The sequence below is a fragment of the Oscillibacter sp. GMB15532 genome (genome assembly GCF_041020825.1).
Taxonomy (GTDB): Bacteria; Bacillota; Clostridia; order Oscillospirales; family Oscillospiraceae; genus Oscillibacter.
In genome coordinates, this window is the sequence record NZ_JBEVTO010000010.1 from 90,082 (window position 1) to 106,232 (window position 16,151).

16 protein-coding genes are annotated in these 16,151 nt (G+C 59.8%); 10 read left to right on the plus strand and 6 right to left on the minus strand.

Features of this window, described 5'->3' with window-relative positions; genetic code table 11:
- From ABVS15_RS12525 to ABVS15_RS12535, 3 genes are all read left to right on the plus strand, one after another.
- On the plus strand, positions 1-198 hold the full coding sequence (locus ABVS15_RS12525) for a holin (protein WP_369284021.1): 198 nt from the start codon (positions 1-3) through the stop codon (positions 196-198).
- The gene (locus tag ABVS15_RS12530) at positions 195-770 is read left to right on the plus strand and encodes a YcbK family protein (protein ID WP_369284022.1); all 576 of its coding nucleotides are present in this window, start codon (positions 195-197) and stop codon (positions 768-770) included. Before ABVS15_RS12525 ends, ABVS15_RS12530 begins: the two co-directional genes overlap by 4 nt.
- A gap of 219 nt (positions 771-989) precedes the next feature.
- Complete coding sequence (locus ABVS15_RS12535) at positions 990-2,159, plus strand: DEAD/DEAH box helicase (protein ID WP_369284023.1); 1,170 nt, start codon at positions 990-992, stop codon at positions 2,157-2,159.
- A 114-nt stretch (positions 2,160-2,273) separates the two neighbouring features.
- Here the strand turns inward: ABVS15_RS12535 and ABVS15_RS12540 are convergent, their stop codons facing one another.
- Complete coding sequence (locus ABVS15_RS12540) at positions 2,274-3,554, minus strand: S1C family serine protease (protein WP_369284024.1); 1,281 nt, start codon at positions 3,552-3,554, stop codon at positions 2,274-2,276.
- Between the two features lie 267 nt (positions 3,555-3,821).
- Here ABVS15_RS12540 and ABVS15_RS12545 point away from each other — a divergent pair, with 267 nt between their 5' ends.
- The 7 genes from ABVS15_RS12545 to ABVS15_RS12575 all read left to right on the plus strand — a co-directional run bounded on the left by ABVS15_RS12545 (position 3,822) and on the right by ABVS15_RS12575 (position 11,471).
- On the plus strand, positions 3,822-4,808 hold the full coding sequence (locus ABVS15_RS12545; RefSeq protein WP_369284025.1) for an MBL fold metallo-hydrolase: 987 nt from the start codon (positions 3,822-3,824) through the stop codon (positions 4,806-4,808).
- 22 nt (positions 4,809-4,830) lie between these two features.
- On the plus strand, positions 4,831-5,487 hold the full coding sequence (gene deoC / locus ABVS15_RS12550) for a deoxyribose-phosphate aldolase (protein WP_369284026.1): 657 nt from the start codon (positions 4,831-4,833) through the stop codon (positions 5,485-5,487).
- A gap of 74 nt (positions 5,488-5,561) precedes the next feature.
- A complete protein-coding gene (gene deoD, locus ABVS15_RS12555) occupies positions 5,562-6,278 on the plus strand; it encodes a purine-nucleoside phosphorylase (protein WP_369284027.1) in 717 nt (238 codons plus the stop codon).
- A 150-nt stretch (positions 6,279-6,428) separates the two neighbouring features.
- Positions 6,429-7,634, plus strand: coding sequence for a BMP family ABC transporter substrate-binding protein (locus tag ABVS15_RS12560; RefSeq protein WP_369284028.1), 1,206 nt, complete (start codon positions 6,429-6,431; stop codon positions 7,632-7,634).
- A gap of 234 nt (positions 7,635-7,868) precedes the next feature.
- A complete protein-coding gene (locus tag ABVS15_RS12565; RefSeq protein ID WP_369284076.1) occupies positions 7,869-9,377 on the plus strand; it encodes an ABC transporter ATP-binding protein in 1,509 nt (502 codons plus the stop codon).
- 1 nt (position 9,378) lies between these two features.
- Positions 9,379-10,530 (plus strand): ABC transporter permease, encoded by a 1,152-nt coding sequence (locus tag ABVS15_RS12570; RefSeq protein ID WP_369284029.1) that lies wholly within the window; start codon positions 9,379-9,381, stop codon positions 10,528-10,530.
- Positions 10,530-11,471, plus strand: a complete 942-nt coding sequence (locus ABVS15_RS12575; protein WP_369284030.1) for an ABC transporter permease — start codon at positions 10,530-10,532, stop codon at positions 11,469-11,471. Before ABVS15_RS12570 ends, ABVS15_RS12575 begins: the two co-directional genes overlap by 1 nt.
- Positions 11,472-11,644: 173 nt before the next feature.
- Here the strand turns inward: ABVS15_RS12575 and ABVS15_RS12580 are convergent, their stop codons facing one another.
- The 5 genes from ABVS15_RS12580 to ABVS15_RS12600 are packed head-to-tail and all read right to left on the minus strand — an operon-like array spanning position 11,645 to position 16,039.
- Positions 11,645-13,861, minus strand: a complete 2,217-nt coding sequence (locus ABVS15_RS12580; RefSeq protein WP_369284031.1) for an ATP-dependent RecD-like DNA helicase — start codon at positions 13,859-13,861, stop codon at positions 11,645-11,647.
- Positions 13,862-13,901: 40 nt separating this feature from the next.
- Complete coding sequence (locus ABVS15_RS12585; protein WP_369284032.1) at positions 13,902-14,222, minus strand: hypothetical protein; 321 nt, start codon at positions 14,220-14,222, stop codon at positions 13,902-13,904.
- 42 nt (positions 14,223-14,264) lie between these two features.
- On the minus strand, positions 14,265-14,543 hold the full coding sequence (locus ABVS15_RS12590) for a hypothetical protein (RefSeq protein WP_369284033.1): 279 nt from the start codon (positions 14,541-14,543) through the stop codon (positions 14,265-14,267).
- A 9-nt stretch (positions 14,544-14,552) separates the two neighbouring features.
- On the minus strand, positions 14,553-15,056 hold the full coding sequence (ybeY, locus tag ABVS15_RS12595) for an rRNA maturation RNase YbeY (RefSeq protein ID WP_369284034.1): 504 nt from the start codon (positions 15,054-15,056) through the stop codon (positions 14,553-14,555).
- On the minus strand, positions 15,053-16,039 hold the full coding sequence (locus ABVS15_RS12600) for a PhoH family protein (RefSeq protein WP_312613282.1): 987 nt from the start codon (positions 16,037-16,039) through the stop codon (positions 15,053-15,055). The genes ybeY and ABVS15_RS12600 overlap by 4 nt, the downstream gene beginning before the upstream one ends.
- Positions 16,040-16,151: the final 112 nt, after the last annotated feature.

Genomic DNA, 16,151 nt, shown 5'->3' on the forward strand with positions numbered 1-16,151 from the left:
ATGAAAGACTGGACGACATGGGCAAAGGCAGCGGGCGTGCGGGCTATCAAGACCGTGGCTCAGACAGCTGTGGCGACCATCGGCACGGCGGCCGTGCTGGGCGCGGTAGACTGGCGGATGGTGGTATCCGCGTCTGTGCTGGCAGGGGCGCTGTCTTTGCTGACGAGTGTGGCAGGACTGCCGGAGGTCAAGGCATGAGTGTGAAGACTTACTCTCAAAAGCAGAGCAGCGGCGTACTGCTGTCCGCAAACTTTAAGGTTGCGGAGTTCGCCTGCCACGACGGCAGCGATTCCGTGCTCATTTCCGGGGAGCTGGTGGCATTGCTCCAAAAAATCCGAAACCATTTTGGGAAGCCCGTTACCATCAACAGCGCCTACCGCACGGCAGCGTGGAACACCAAGCAGGGCGGGGCGCCGAAATCTCAGCACCTTTTGGGCAAGGCGGCGGACATCACCATTACGGGGGTGCCGCCGCTGGCAATCGCGCAGTATGTGGAGTTTTTGCAGCCCACGGCTGGAGGCATCGGGGTTTATCAGGCCTTTACCCATGTGGATGTGCGGGATGCACGGACACGGTGGGACAGCCGTTCGGGAAATGAAAAGATTGTGACCGGCTGGCTGGGGTATACAGAGGTGTCGGAGCTGGAGCGGGCCGTAGACAGGCTGGTAAAAGCCGGGGTGATCGACAGCCCGGCGCGATGGAAGGCCGGGGACTGGACGGAGCGGGCTGTGGAGCTGTTGCTAATTAAAATGGCGGCGGCTCTGGTGTAGATAGATTAAAAGACAGTTTGTTTTCCTTTTATGGTATGCTTCGTGGAGCCGGGGCCCAGTTGGACCTCCGGGATCGCCGGAAGCCGCCGTTTTGTACCGGACTTTACAAATACCGGAAAAACGGATATAATAACAGTAATTTATTAAAAAAAGAAGAAAACGCGGCCTGGTTTGGACCGGAACCGCTGAAAAACGAAATTTGAAAAGGACGAAGCAACTATGGAACTGACACAAGGCGTCCGGTTTGACAGTCTGGGGCTGTCACCGGAGATGATGCGCGCTCTGCGCGAGCGCAATATTGAGCTGTCCACCCCTGTGCAGGCGGGCTGCATTCCGCCTATGCTGGCGTGGAAGGACGTGATTGCCAAGGCGCCCACCGGCACCGGCAAGACCTTTGCCTACGGCATCCCCATTGTGGAGCATATCGACCCGGCAGACGAAAGCGTGCAGGCGGTGATTCTGGCTCCCACCCGGGAGCTGGCCATCCAGATTACGGATGAGCTGCGGGACATCGCCTCCTACCGCGCTGGGGTGAGGATGGTATGCCTTTATGGCGGGCAGCCCATTGGAAAGCAGATTGACATTCTGAAAAAGCGGCCCCAGATTGTGGTGGCTACCCCCGGTCGGCTGTCGGACCATATGAAGCGGCGCACTGTCCGGGTGGACACGGCGCAGACCGTGGTGCTGGACGAGGCGGACCGGATGCTGGATATGGGCTTCATCCACGACGTAACCCGGCTGCTTGACCGGATGAACAAGCGGAAAAATCTCGGAATGTTCTCCGCCACCATTTCCCGGGAGGTCATGGACATCGCCTGGGTCCATCAGCGGGACGCGGAGGAGATCACCGTCCGGGCGGACGAGGAAAACAAGCCCGACATCCTTCAGTACCGTCTGGAGGTCACCCACGACGGCAAGGCCGAGGCCATTGCAAAAATTATGGATGGCGGCGAATTTGACCGGGCCATGGTTTTCTGCAACACCAAGGGCTCCACGGAGCGAATCGCAAAGTTTTTGCAGATGCGGGGCGTGGACGCGGAGTGCATCCACGGCGACATTCCCCAGAAAAAGCGGGAGCAGGTAATGGACAAGTTCCGCAAGGGCGAGCTGCGGGTGTTTGTGGCTACCGACGTGGCGGCCCGGGGTATCGATGTGGACGACGTGGATGTGGTGTTTAACTGCGACGTGCCGGATGAAAATCAGGACTATGTGCATCGCATCGGCCGCACCGGCCGCGCCAGACGGCACGGCATGGCGGTGAGCCTGATTGCCGACTATCCGTCGAAAATGCGGATTGATAACATTGCCAAGTGCACCGAAAATGTAATTGTTCCCGCCCGGATGGACGCAGACGGAAAACTTACGGCGGAGTCCACCCCGGGAAAGTAAAAAAGCGGCTAAAATAAGAAGAAACGCCCGGCGTTCCATACGGAATGCCGGGCGCGTTTGCGTTTGCGGGCCTGCCGGAGCATTGCGCGGGCAGAGAAAGGGGGGAGGAGATTCTCAGGCGGCCTTTTCCGTCCGGGCAGACTCAAGCTGCTTCACCTGCTCCAGGGTTTGACCCTTACCGGTAAGATTGGCGGAGAGCACCGGGTCGATGGCTACCGCCAGATACATGTTGTTCCCAAAAAGGAATGCGCCGGAGGTCACGCCCACCGCCTGACCGTAAACGTTCAGCAGCGCGCCGCCGCTGGAGCCCTGAGAAATGTCGGCGGTGGACATGATGCAGGGCGCGTCGTAGCCGTCCGTCGTCCGGCTGGCATCGCTGACGATCCCGGCGGAGACGGCCAGCCCCAACCCAAGGGGGCTGCCGATGGTATAGATTTCATCGCCCATCCGCAGCGTGTCCCGGGATGCGGTTTCAAGATATACAAAGCCCGGTGTTTCCGCTCCGGAGAGGGAGGTGTGCCCAATGCGCAAAACGGCGATATCGTTGCCCACGTCGTAGTAGACCACTTCCTTCACCGAATACTGCTCCCCGCTGACGAGGGTGGCGATGCCGGCGGCGCAGTCTGCAATGGCATGGTAATTGGTAACGGCCAATCCGTCCCCGCTGATGAAAAAGCCGCTGGCGCTGCCGTCAGGCTCCTTTAGGTCAAGGTTTTTGCCGTCCTCATACATGCTTAGCTGAAATACGGCGGCGGTATATCGGTCGGCGGCCTGCCGTGCTGTCAGCGCGGGACCTGTAAGATTCAGTCTGTCGGCCGCTGCTGCTGCGGACGGGCTGACGGAGGTCAGCTGCGCAAGAATCGTGTCGCCGTCCTTATAGGAGGCATACAGTGCACCGGCGGTCAGCTCAAAAAGGTCGCCCCGGGTCAGGGTTTCCCCGTAATCCCGGGAGGTGATTGCCATGTGCCGGGCAAAAGTAAGTGCATTTTCATAGGAAAAGTCCTCGCCGGTATAGCCCAGCAGCCGCCCCAGTGCGGCGCAGTAAGCCGTGGAGGTGATGACTTCGGAAGAACCGAAGGTATCCCCGGTGACGCCCCGAAGCCAGCCCTGCCCATAGGCATACCGCACGGACTGCACCGCGTAGGCGGGGACGTCCTTAAAGGGAATGGAGGTCTTGTCCGCAGCGGCGGCGGCCTCCGCCCCGGCAAGGCGGACCAGGATCACGGCGGCCTGCGCCCGGGTGGCAGGGTCGTCCACGTTGTACGCACCCCGGACCACGTTCAGGGCGGAGAGGGTCTGGGCGGCACGGGTTCCCTCGCCGGTAAGCGCCCCGGCGGGAACGGCGCAAATCAGCAGCACAGCCGCAAGGGCCAGTGCAAAAAACTGTTTTTTCATGGTGAGCAACGACCTCCAAATAAGATTTTTTAATTTTAACACGGGCTAACGTGGTTTTCAAGACGGGTGGAAAAATACCGTGTGGGTCGGAACGAAAAAAGAGGGACGTTTTTTGCCGCGCAGCGCGGCAGGCGTGGACACGCGGTAAAAAAACTGGTATAATAGCCCTGTAACAGCGTTATGCGGGCTTGCGGCCGGCTGATGAAGCGGCGCTTTTCACCTCAAGCGGCATGCCGGTAAATTTATAAGGACAAACAGGAGCGACACATGGCAAAGGAGCTTGCGCCGGGACTTTGGCGCCTTGATATCCCGCTGGTGGGGAATCCCCTGAAAAATCTCAATAGCTATCTGATTGCGGGAGAGCGGAATCTTTTGATTGACACCGGGTTCAACCAGCCCGCCTGCCGGGAGGCAATGGACCGGCAGCTTGGCGAAATCGGCGTGGACCTGACCCGGACGGACATCTTTCTGACCCATCTGCACAGTGACCACACCGGCCTTTCCACCTATCTGCACCGGCCCGGCCGGGCCGTGTTCCTCAGCGAGTGGGATGCGGACCGGCGGGAGGAGTACAGCCGGGGCGATGCGCTTTGGAAGCGGACCTACGCAGGCTATGTGGAAAACGGGTTTACCCGGGAGGAGGTGGACTGGCTGGGCGGCGGAAATCCCGCCCAGACGGACGTTCCCGAGTCTTTGGGAAGGCCCTATGACCGGCTGAGGGACGGGCAGATGCTGGAATACGGCGGGCGGAAGCTGCGCTGTATCCTCACCCCGGGGCACACGCCGGGGCATCTGTGCCTGTACGACGAGGAACATGAGACGCTTTTTTCCGGTGACCATATCCTCTTTCACATCACGCCCAACATCTGCCGCTGGGAGGGAGTTCCCGATTCTCTGGGGGACTATCTTGAAAGCCTTGACGCGGTGAAGGATTTGCCGGTGAAGACCCTGCTTCCCGCCCACCGGGAGGAGACAGGGGACCTGCGTCTGCGGGCGGAGGAGCTGAAGGCCCACCACGCGCAGAGAATCGAGGGTGCGCGGCGGATTGTGGAAACGACGCCGGGGCTGACGGGCTATGAAATTGCCGGGGAGATGCAGTGGAGCATCCGCGCCCGGAGCTGGGCCGACTTTCCCCTGACACAGAAGTTTTTCGCGGTAGGAGAGGCACTGGCCCATCTGGATTGGCTGGAGGTGCGGGGCCGCATCATGCACCGCCGGGAAGACGGAAAAATTCGGTATTATCCCAATGAATGATATGATAAAGGAGCGGACTGAAATGGACCTGAAAGACATTTTATCCAGATGCGACCATACGCTGCTTTCCCAGACGGCGGTCTGGGAGGAAATCAGGGCCCTTTGCGACGACGGGATAAAATATGGCTGCGCCAGCGTCTGTATTCCCGCGTCCTATGTGGCGCAGGCTGCGGAATACACGGCGGGAAAACTGCCCATCTGCACCGTCATCGGCTTTCCCAACGGATATTCCACCACAAAGGCCAAGTGCTTTGAAGCGGCCGACGCAGTGGAAAACGGCGCGGACGAAATCGACATGGTGATTAACCTCGGCTGGGTGAAGGATCGGAAGTGGGACGAGCTGCTGGGCGAAATCCGGACGGTGAAGACCGCCTGCGGAGGAAAGCTTTTGAAGGTCATCATCGAAACCTGCTTCCTTACCGACGAGGAAAAAATCAAGCTGTGCGAGCTTGTCACCGCCTCCGGCGCGGAGTATATCAAAACCTCCACCGGTTTTGGCGGAGGCGGCGCGACACGGGAGGACGTGGCCCTGTTCAAGGCCCATGTGGGCCCCGGCGTGAAAATCAAGGCCGCAGGCGGCATCGCAGACCTCAAGGATGCGGAGGACTTTATAAACCTTGGCGCGGACCGGCTGGGCACCTCCCGGGTGGTGAAGGCGGCCAAGGCGTTGGAGCGGTAAGCGTCTGAAAAACGGAACTTCTGTCCGGGAATCCGCCCGGAGTAAAATGAAAAGAGTATAAGGAGGAATTTACAATGTCCACTCCCCATAACAGCGCGGTCAAAGGTGATTTTGCCAAAACGGTCCTAATGCCCGGCGATCCTTTGCGGGCGGCGTATATTGCGGAAAATTTTCTGAAGGATGCAAGGCTTGTGAACAACGTCCGGGGCGTGCAGGGCTATACGGGCCTTTATAAGGATGTGCCGGTGTCTGTCATGGCCTCCGGCATGGGAATGCCCAGCATCGGCATCTATTCCCACGAGCTGTTCCACTTTTACGACGTGGAAAACATCATCCGCGTGGGCAGCGCCGGGGCGCTGACCGCAAAGCTGAACATGAAGGATGTGGTTTTGGGACAGGCCGCCTGTACCAATTCCAACTTCTCTCACCAGTTTGGCCTCAGCGGCGTGCTGTCTCCCGTGGCGGACTATGAGCTGCTGGAAACGGCGGTGAACGTAGCCCGCAAATCCGGGGCAAGCTGGGCTGTGGGCAGCTTTCTCTCCAGCGATATTTTCTACAACAAGGCGGACGACTCCCTGAAATGGGCGGAGTACGGCGTGCTGGCGGTGGAGATGGAGTCCGCGGCGCTGTACTGGAACGCCATGGAGGCGGGCAAGCGCGCGCTGACCATCTGCACCGTGTCCGACAGCGTGGTCACCGGCGAGGGCCTGCCCGCTGAGGAGCGGCAGACGGGTTTTACGCAGATGATGGAAATTGCGCTGGACACTGCCGTGGAGATGGCAAAAAAATAAAAAAACGCGTTCCTACGATTAATTTAAATAAAAATGACAGGAATAGCAGTTGAAATTTTTCGGACAAATTGATATAATTTTCCATGACACGGGGACGGGCGGTTCTCCGCCCGTCCCCGTATCAAAATTTTGAAAGAAGGTTTGATCCCAATGAAGAAGTTTCTTGCACTGGCTCTGGCATTGGTCATGACCGCGTCTCTGGCTGCCTGCGGAGGAGAATCCACGCCTCCCGCCGGTTCCGGCAGCGGCACCGAGCCCACCTCCTCCTATAAGGTGGCAATGATCACCGACTACGGCGATATCACCGACCAGTCCTTCAACCAGACTACTTATGAGGCCTGCAAGGCATTCTGCGAGGCCAACAATGTGCAGTTCAACTACTACAAGCCCAACGGCGATACCACCGCCGAGCGCGTGGCCATGGTGGACGCGGCTGTGGCCGACGGGTATAACGTCATCGTGATGCCCGGCTACGCCTTTGGCGGCACCATCGTGGAAACTGCTTCCCAGAACCCCGATGTGAAGTTTGTCGCGCTGGACGTGGCCGAGGGCGACCTCCTTGAACCCGCCATCACTGCCAAGGGCGAGGAGTACGACTATAACCCCGCCAACTGGACGCTGTCCGACTATGCTGACCTGAGCAACGTGTACTGTGCGGTGTATCAGGAGGAGCTGTGCGGTTACATGGCGGGCTATGCCGCTGTGAAGCTGGGCTATGATCACCTGGGCTTCCTGGGCGGCATGGCGGTTCCCGCCGTGGTCCGCTATGGCTACGGCTTTGTGCAGGGCGCAGACGCAGCCGCTGGTGAAACCGACACGAAGGTGGCCATGGAGTATGTCTACGGCAACCAGTTCTTCGGCGACGGCGACATCACCGCTTATATGGACACCTGGTATACGACCATGGGCGTACAGGCCGTGTTCGCCTGCGGCGGCGGCATTTACACCTCTGCTGCCGAGGCTGCCGCCAAGGTGGACGGCGCCAAGGTCATCGGCGTTGACACCGATCAGGCCGCCATTATCGACGCTTACGGCGCGGACATGACCGTTACCTCCGCTATGAAGGGCCTGGCCCCCACGGTGAATACCCTGCTCACCGAGATCGTTCTCAACGACAACTGGGGCGAGTACGCCGGCAAGATTCAGACCCTGGGTCTGGTTTCCGGCGACGATCCCGCAGCCAACTACGTCCAGATCCCCATGGAGAGCACTCAGTGGGGCGACGGCTTCAGCCAGGACGACTATAAGGCGCTGGTTTCCAAGATGTACAGCGGCGAGGTCAAGGTGTCCAGCGACATCGGCGCCGAGCCTGCCGTCTCCAACATCACCGTCACCTACTACGGCAATATTAAGTAATCTCACAGTTTGACCACGGGGGAGGACGGGCAACAGCCCGCCCTCTCCCGTTTTTTCGTTTAACGCGTAAAATTCTTAAAGAATTGTAAATTTACTTTGATATATGGAAAGGGACATAGTATAATAAGCGGATAGAAAATCGGTTTCCTTCTGATCTCTGAAACAAGGGGACAAGGGAGGCGATGAAAGGGACAAAGGAGGTCGCGGAGCTTGGAAGAGACATATGCGGTGGAAATGCTCAACATCACCAAGCGGTTCCCGGGCATTATTGCCAACGACAACATCACCCTTCGGTTAAAAAAGGGAGAGATTCACGCACTGCTGGGAGAAAACGGCGCGGGGAAATCCACGCTGATGAGCGTGCTGTTCGGCCTGTACCGGCCGGAGGAGGGCTCTATCCGCATGGGTGGACGGGAAGTCTCCATCAAGGACCCAAACGACGCAAACGCACTGGGCATCGGTATGGTCCACCAGCATTTCAAGCTGGTGGAGTGTTTTACCGTGCTTGACAACATCATCATGGGCGTGGAACCCAGCAAATACGGATTTTTGCAGAAGGCGGAGGCCCGGGAAAAGGTAGTGGCCCTGTCGGACAAATACGGTTTGCGGGTGGACCCGGATGCCAAGGTGGAGGACATCTCCGTGGGCATGCAGCAGCGCACCGAGATTTTGAAAATGCTGTACCGGGAAAATAAAATTTTGATTTTCGACGAGCCTACCGCCGTCCTCACCCCTCAGGAGATTGAGGAGTTGATGGAGATTATGCGGGGGCTGAAGGCCGAGGGCAAAAGCATTCTATTTATCACGCACAAGCTCAACGAAATTGTGGCCGTGGCGGACCGGTGCACTGTTTTGCGCAAGGGGGCCTACATGGGGACCGTGGATGTGGCCGATTCCAGCAAGGAAGAGCTCAGCCGCATGATGGTGGGCCGGGACGTGGACTTTGCGGTCCGCAAGAAGGCCCGCGCGCCGGGGCAGGTGGTGCTGGAGGTGGAGGGCGTGACCGTGGCGTCCAAAATGCACAAAAACAACGCGGTAAAAAACGTGAGCTTTCAAGTCCGGGAGGGGGAGATTGTCTGCCTTGCCGGAATTGACGGCAACGGACAGACCGAGCTTGTCCATGCGCTGACGGGACTTGTGAAGCCTAGTGCAGGAAGCTTTTCCCTGCGGGGTGTGGATATGACGCGGGACTCCATCCGGGAGCGCTCCAAGCTGGGGCTGAGCCATATTCCCGAGGACCGGCACAAGCATGGGCTGGTGCTGGATTATACGCTGGAGCAGAATCTGGTTTTGGAGAATTACTGGAAGCCGGAGTTTCAGAACCGGGGCTTTATCCGCTTCAAGGCAGTGCGGGAGTATGCCCAGCGGCTCATTGAGCAGTATGATATCCGGTCCGGGCAGGGTCCCGTGACGAAAGCCCGGTCCATGTCCGGCGGCAACCAGCAAAAGGCCATCGTCGCCCGGGAAATCGATAAGGACCCAGAGCTTCTGGTGGCGGTACAGCCTACCCGGGGTCTGGACGTAGGTGCCATTGAGTACATTCACCGCCAGATCGTGGCCCAGCGGGATCAGGGAAAGGCGGTGCTGCTGGTGAGCCTGGAGCTGGACGAGGTGATGAGCCTGTCCGACCGCATTCTTGTCATGTACGAGGGGGAGATTGTGGGCGAGCTGGACCCCAAGACCGCCACGGTGGAGGAACTGGGACTTTACATGGCCGGTGCAAAGCGGAAGGAGGCGGTGTGATATGGAGAAAACGAAAACGCGGAATTCGCTGCTGCGCAATGCCGGAGTCCAGTCCCTGCTTGCCTCCCTGCTGTGCATTCTGATCGGACTGCTGGTGGGGTATCTGGTGTTGCTTGCCATCAATCCCGCCGGGGCAGGAAAGGCCATCGCCACCATCGTCAGAAACTTTTTCTATTACCCCAGCCCGTCTGCCCAGATGAAATACCTGGGCAGCACGCTGGTAAAGACCTCGCCGCTGCTGCTGTGCAGCCTGTCGGTGCTGTTTGCCTATAAGGTGGGCCTGTTCAACATCGGCGCGGCGGGGCAGTATGTGGTGGGCGCGGGCGCGTCTTTGTACTGCGCGCTGGCGCTGGACATGCCGTGGTATCTGTGCCTGCTGGCCGCTGTGGCGGCGGGAGCGCTGCTGGGTGCACTGTCGGGCGTGTTGAAGGCATACTGCAATGTGAACGAGGTCATCTCCTGCATCATGCTCAACTGGATCAGCCTGTACATGGTGAATACCCTGCTGACCAATGTGAAGGAATACTCCAGCCCCTATACCCTGACGCTGGCCAGCACGAATCCGGGGGCCCTGATTCCGTCGCTGGGGCTTGGCAGCCTGTTCAACAACAATCAGTATGTCACCATCGCCATTCCTCTTGCCGTGCTGGTCACGGTGGTGATTTGGGTGCTGCTGGAGAAGACGAAGCTGGGCTACGAGCTGAAGGCTACCGGCTTTAACAAGGACGCGGCCCAATACTGCGGCATGCGTGAAAAGCAGAATATCATTCTCACCATGGCCATTGCGGGGGGCCTTGCGGGCATGGCGGCGTCGCTGCTCTATCTCACCGGGTTTGAGCAGTGGTCCTGCACCCAGTCGGCGGTTCCTGCCATGGGCTTCAACGGCATTGCCGCTGCATTCCTTGGCGGACTGAACCCCATCGGGACCATTTTCTCCTCGTATTTTATCCAGCATATCACCTCCGGCGGCGCGTATGTGGACAAGACCATGTACTCGTCCCAGATTTCCGACTTTATCTCCGCGCTGATTATCTACCTGTGCGGCTTCGTGCTGTTCTTTAAGTATGCGCTGAACAACCGACTGGACCGCCGTGCGGAGCGGGAGGCCAGGGCGGCGCAGGCCGCGGCCAATCAGGAAGGGGGCGAGCGGTAATGGCACTGCTGGTGCAATATACCCTGATTTTCGCCTCTGTTCTGGTGCTGGTGGCTTTGGGCGGCTGCTTTTCCGAGCACTCCGGTGTAATCAACATCGGACTGGAGGGGATCATGGTCATGGGCGCCCTTGGCGGCGCACTAATGCTGAATTTCCTGCCGCCCGAGACGTCGGCTTTCATGGTGGTGGTGCTGACCGTTTTGGCGGCGGTGGCTCTGGGGGCGGTATACTCCCTGCTGCTGGCGGTGGCCGCCGTCAGCTTCAAGGCGGACCAGACCATTGTGGGCACCGCCATGAACCTGCTGGGAACCGCCGCGGCCACCGTATTTGTCAAGGCCATGAATACCTCCATCAATCCAAATAACGTGTCTTCCACCATCCAGTACATTGCCGCCAAAAAGGCGTTTCTGGTGAAGCTTGGCGGCTTTGAGTTCAACTGGTTCATGCTGCTGGCCGCCATTGCGCTGGCATGTTCCTACGTGCTGCTGTACAAAACCCGCTTCGGCCTGCGGCTGATGGCCTGCGGTGAGCACCCCTCGGCGGCGGACAGCGTGGGCATCAATGTCTATAAGATGCGCTACGCGGGTGTGCTGATCTCCGGCATTTTGGGAGGCCTCGGCGGCATCGTGTACATCACCGCCGGCGTCAGCGAGTGGAAGTTTGAAAATGGCGTGGCGGGCTTTGGCTTTTTGTCTCTGGCCGTGATGATTTTCGGCCAATGGAGGCCCTCCCGCATTGCGCTGGCAGCGCTGCTGTTCGGCTTGTTCCGGGCGCTGAGCAACGTCTACACCGGCTTTGACTTCCTGATGGCGCTTAATCTGCCCAGCAGCGTGTACAACATGCTGCCCTACATCATCTCCCTGGTGGTGCTGGCGTTTACCTCAGGGAAATCCCGCGCCCCCAAGGCGGAGGGAATCCCATACGACAAGGGGCAACGATAAGAAGGCGAAAACGCGGGGCCTTTCCCATTGGGAAAGGCCCCGCGTGAGATTTTATGGGCACGCAGAGACGAACAGGCTCAGAGACGCACAGACGCACAGCCTTAAAAAGCCGAGGAAACAAAGCCGCCCTGTGGTTAGGTCCAGCGGAAGGCAAAGGCCCTGTGCGAAATAAATTACGTCACCGGGCAGTCGCCGCCGCACAGCCGCCACTTCAAGCCAGAGTAGCGCCGCTGGCGGCGGTCGTTTTCCGCCATGGCGGATACCGCGGAGTCGTCTCCCACCACAATTAAAAGCTCTCTTGCCCGGGTGAGGGCCGTGTAGAGTACGCCCCGGACCATCAGCGCCGGGGCCGCGGGCATCGCCGCCAGAATCACCGCCCGGTATTCGCTGCCCTGCGCCTTGTGGACCGTCTGGGCATAGGCCAGATCCAGCTCCGATAGCTGGTCGGCGGCATAGGTGCACACCCGGTCGTCAAACACCACGCGCAGCCAATCGCCACCGGGGTCGATCTGGGCCACCCGGCCCACGTCGCCGTTGAAAATGCCGGTACCCATGCTGCCGTCGGTCTTTTGCCAGATCACGTCATAGTCGTTCCGGGTCTGCATAATGCGGTCCCCCTCCCGGAAGACCCGCTCCCCCCACTGGCGCTGGTGCTTGTCCGGCGCGGGCGGGTTCAGCGCCGCCTGAAGCAGGCGGTTCAAATTTTCCGTGCCGCACTCGCCCTTACGGGTGGGGGAAAGGACCTGAATCTGGTCCGCAGGAACCCCCATTTTCTCCGGCAGGCGGGATTTGCACAGCTCCACCACGGTGCTCACCGCCCGGTCCGGGCTGCGGCGCACCATGAAGAAAAAGTCGTTTTGGTCGTTGATGAACCGGGGCGGCTGGCCCAGATTCACCGCATGGGCGTTGCGGATGATGGCGGACTGCTCCGCCTGACGGAACACCTCCCGCAAAAACACTGTTTCCACACGCTTGCTGCGAATGAGGTCGGAGAACACGTTCCCCGCCCCCACAGAGGGGAGCTGGTCCGCGTCTCCCACCAGCACCAGCCGGGTGCCGGGGCGCAGTGCCCGCAGCAGTGCCGCGAAAAGAGACACATCCACCATGCTCATCTCGTCCACAATTACCGCGTCCGCTTCCAGCGGCTCCTTTTCGCACTTGGCAAAGGCGGCCTCCCGGGTGGTCTCGTTCCATGTCACTCCAAGCAGTCGGTGGATGGTCTGGGCCTCCAGTCCGCCGGACAGCTCGCCCATCCGCTGGGCGGCCCGACCCGTGGGTGCGGCCAGCACCACGTCCAGCCCCATCCTCTGAAACAGGGAGACAATGCCGCGCACGGCGGTGGTTTTTCCCGTACCCGGTCCGCCGGTGAGGATGAGGACGCCCGTCTGCGCCGCCAAGGCCACGGCCTGACGCTGCTGCTGGGCATAGGTAATGCCCTGGGCCTGTTCGATTTCCGCAATGACCTTATCAGGGTTCCGTCCCCGGTCCGCGTCGGCCGATAAAAGCGCCAGAAGACGGGCGCAGGAGCCTATCTCCGCCTCCCACAGGCGGCGGAGATAGCAGGCGGAGACGTTTGCCACCTGCTCCTGCACCACCGCGCCCCGGGCGCGGAGATCGTCCACGGCTTTTTCCGCAAGGTCGGTTTCACAGTTTAAAAGCTGCGCTGTGGCGACAGTCAGCTTGCTGCGGGGGAGAAAGACGTGCCCGTTGCCCTCGTTGTGGTTCAGCTCAAAAATCACCGCCGCCTGAAGGCGCGCGTCGCTGTCGGCGGCGACGCCAAGGCTCATAGCGATCTCGTCCGTGGCGGAGAAGGGCACGCCGCACTCGTCGGAGGAGAGGATGTAGGGATTGGACCGCACGGCCTCCATTGCCCCGTCTCCATGAAGCTTGCGCAGTAAGATGGCAAGGGCCGGAGAGAGGCCGTACTGCGCCAGAAACGCCATCAGCCGCCGCAGGCCCATTTGCAGACGGAAGCTCTCGCCGATTTCCCGGGCCTTCTTTTCAGTGATGCCCCGCAGACAGGTAAGCCTTCCCGGCTCCCGCTCCAATATGTCCAGTGTTTCTTCCCCAAACCGGTCCACAATGGCCCGGGCGGTGGCAGGGCCGACCCCTTTGCAGATTCCGGAGGAGAGGTAGTTGAGAATCTCGTCGACCTCCTCGGGAAGACGGCGCTCCAGCTCCAGAGCCTTGAGCTGCTCCCCGTGCTGAGGGTGAGTTTCCCACACGCCGTTCACCGTCAGGTGTTCGCCGGGGGCCACACAGGGAATGCAGCCCACCACCGTGTAAAGCTCCCCCTCCTCCGTCACCAGCCGCAGGACGGTATAGCCGTTGTCGGCGTTTTGAAAAATGAGGCTATGTACCGTGCCGTCCAGGCAGCAGAGTTCGTCCATGCTGTTTCGTCTTCCTTTTCTCCAGTGTAATTGCGCGGGCTCAGTCAAAGCGCAGATCCTTTGCCTCCACCAGCTCCACGTTGCGTCGCAAGTGGCAGAAGTATTCCGCCGTCTGCCGCGCATCTTCGGTGATCCCGCAGTCCACCAGCAGGATTTTTGCCGAGGGCAGAGTGTGCCGGGTGCGCAGCAGCTCCCGCAGATCGGCCTCCAGCGTGGGCGCGTCACCTTGCAGGGGGAGAAGCAGCCGTACCTCCGGATTGCGGCATCTGCCGGGGAGAAACGCCCCGACGACCAGCCAGACGCAGGTCGTTATCCCCACCGCGGCCAGAAATGCGAGAACGCCATCCTGAATGAGTTCCATACTATCACCTCAGGACAGTGTATGCAAAAGCAGGCCCGGCGGTCAGTCCTGAAGCTTGTCCGAAGAGCTTGGCTCCAACTCGTCCGGCACAGGGGATGGCTGCTGTGCCAGTAGCGCGTCCAGCTTCTTTTCGATGTCCTTCTGCTTGGCGTGGAGCTCGGTCAGCTTGATGTAAATGCAGGTCATAAAAGCGAGAAAGCCTGCCGCGGCCAGTATTGCCCAAAACGCCCCATCCAGAAAGCCCAGGGAACCCAAGCCCCAAACGGCCAGAACCATACCCAAAAAATATAAAATCCAAAGACCGATCAAATTTCCAACCACGGAATCCGCCTACCTTTCCAGACCCAGCTCCTTCATAATCGCTTCCTCTCGTTCCCGCATCTGGACTTTCATCGGCCCCTCGTCCAGATGGTCATAGCCCAGCAAATGCAGCGTGGAATGTACTGCGAGATACGCAAGCTCCCGCCGATTTGAGTGACCGTATTCCTTGGCCTGCGCCGCTGCCCGCTCCATGTTCAGCACCATGTCCCCCAGAGGGAGCAGGCCGGTAAAATCCAGAAGGTCCCCGGCAGTGTCAAGGGTGGGCGGCTCGCCCGGCGTAAAGTCAAATTCCGGAAAGCTCAGAACGTCGGTAGGGGTGGGGACCTTCCTCTGCTCCATGTTGATTTTTTGGATGCCCTTGTCTCCGGTGAGGAGTACGTCCACCTCGCAGGGCAGGGTCACGCCCTCCATTCGGAGGGCGGTTTTAATTGCCTTGCGCACAAGGGCGCAGGTTTTCTCGTTGGAAGCGCCCGGCACGTCCGCGGTGACGGGGATATAATGGCTTTTTCTCATGACCGTTTCGCCTTTCTCCCGGCGCTTTTCAGCCGGGCCAGCTCGTCCCGTTCATAGGCCTCCACAATCCGCTGGACCATGACGTGACGAACCACGTCCGCGTTGGTGAGCTGGCAGATGCCGATGCCCTCCACGCCCTGCAACACCCGGATGGCCTCCTTCAAACCCGAAACCTTGTCGGAGGGGAGGTCGATCTGGGTCACGTCGCCGGTGATGACGATTTTGGAGCCGAAGCCCAGCCGGGTGAGAAACATCTTCATCTGCTCGCGGCTGGTGTTCTGGGCCTCGTCGAGAATGATGAAGCTGTCGTCCAGCGTCCGGCCCCGCATATAGGCAAGGGGGGCCACCTCAATGTTGCCCCGCTCCAGATATTTCTGGTATGTCTCCGCGCCCAGCATGTCGAACAGCGCGTCGTACAGGGGGCGGAGATAGGGGTCCACCTTGCTCTGCAAATCCCCGGGCAAAAAGCCCAGCCGCTCCCCGGCCTCCACGGCGGGACGGGTGAGGATAATGCGGTTGACCTGCTTGTCCCGGAAGGCGGCCACGGCGGCGGCTACCGCCAGATAGGTCTTTCCGGTGCCCGCCGGACCAACGCCCACGGTGACGGTGTTTTTCAGCACCGATTTCAGATATTGCTTCTGGCCGATGGTCTTGGGCTTTACGGGGCGGCCCTTGGCGGTGATGCACAGCACGTCGCCGGTCAGCTCCGCAATCTGCCCCTCCTTGCCGGAGCGAACCAGAGAGATGACGTACCGCACGTTTTGCTCTCCGATGGCCTCGCCCCGGGAGGACAGGGTCAAAAGTCCCTGCACGGCCTTGACGGCCAGCAAAACGTTCTCCGGCTCGCCGTCTACCCGCAGCTCCCCGTCCCGGTTTACTACGGCCACTGAAAATTCCTGTTCCACCAGACGGATGTTTTCGTCAAAGGAGCCGAAAATGTTCACCGCCTGCTCCAGCCGCTCGATGCTGATTCGCTGTTCCAAATATGACCACTCCCGTTTGCCGGGCGGCGGCGCGTCCCCGCCGCCCGAATCTGAATGATGGTTTCCGTGGGGGAAACCGGCCGTCTCCCGGACGGCAGTAAATAAACTTGTA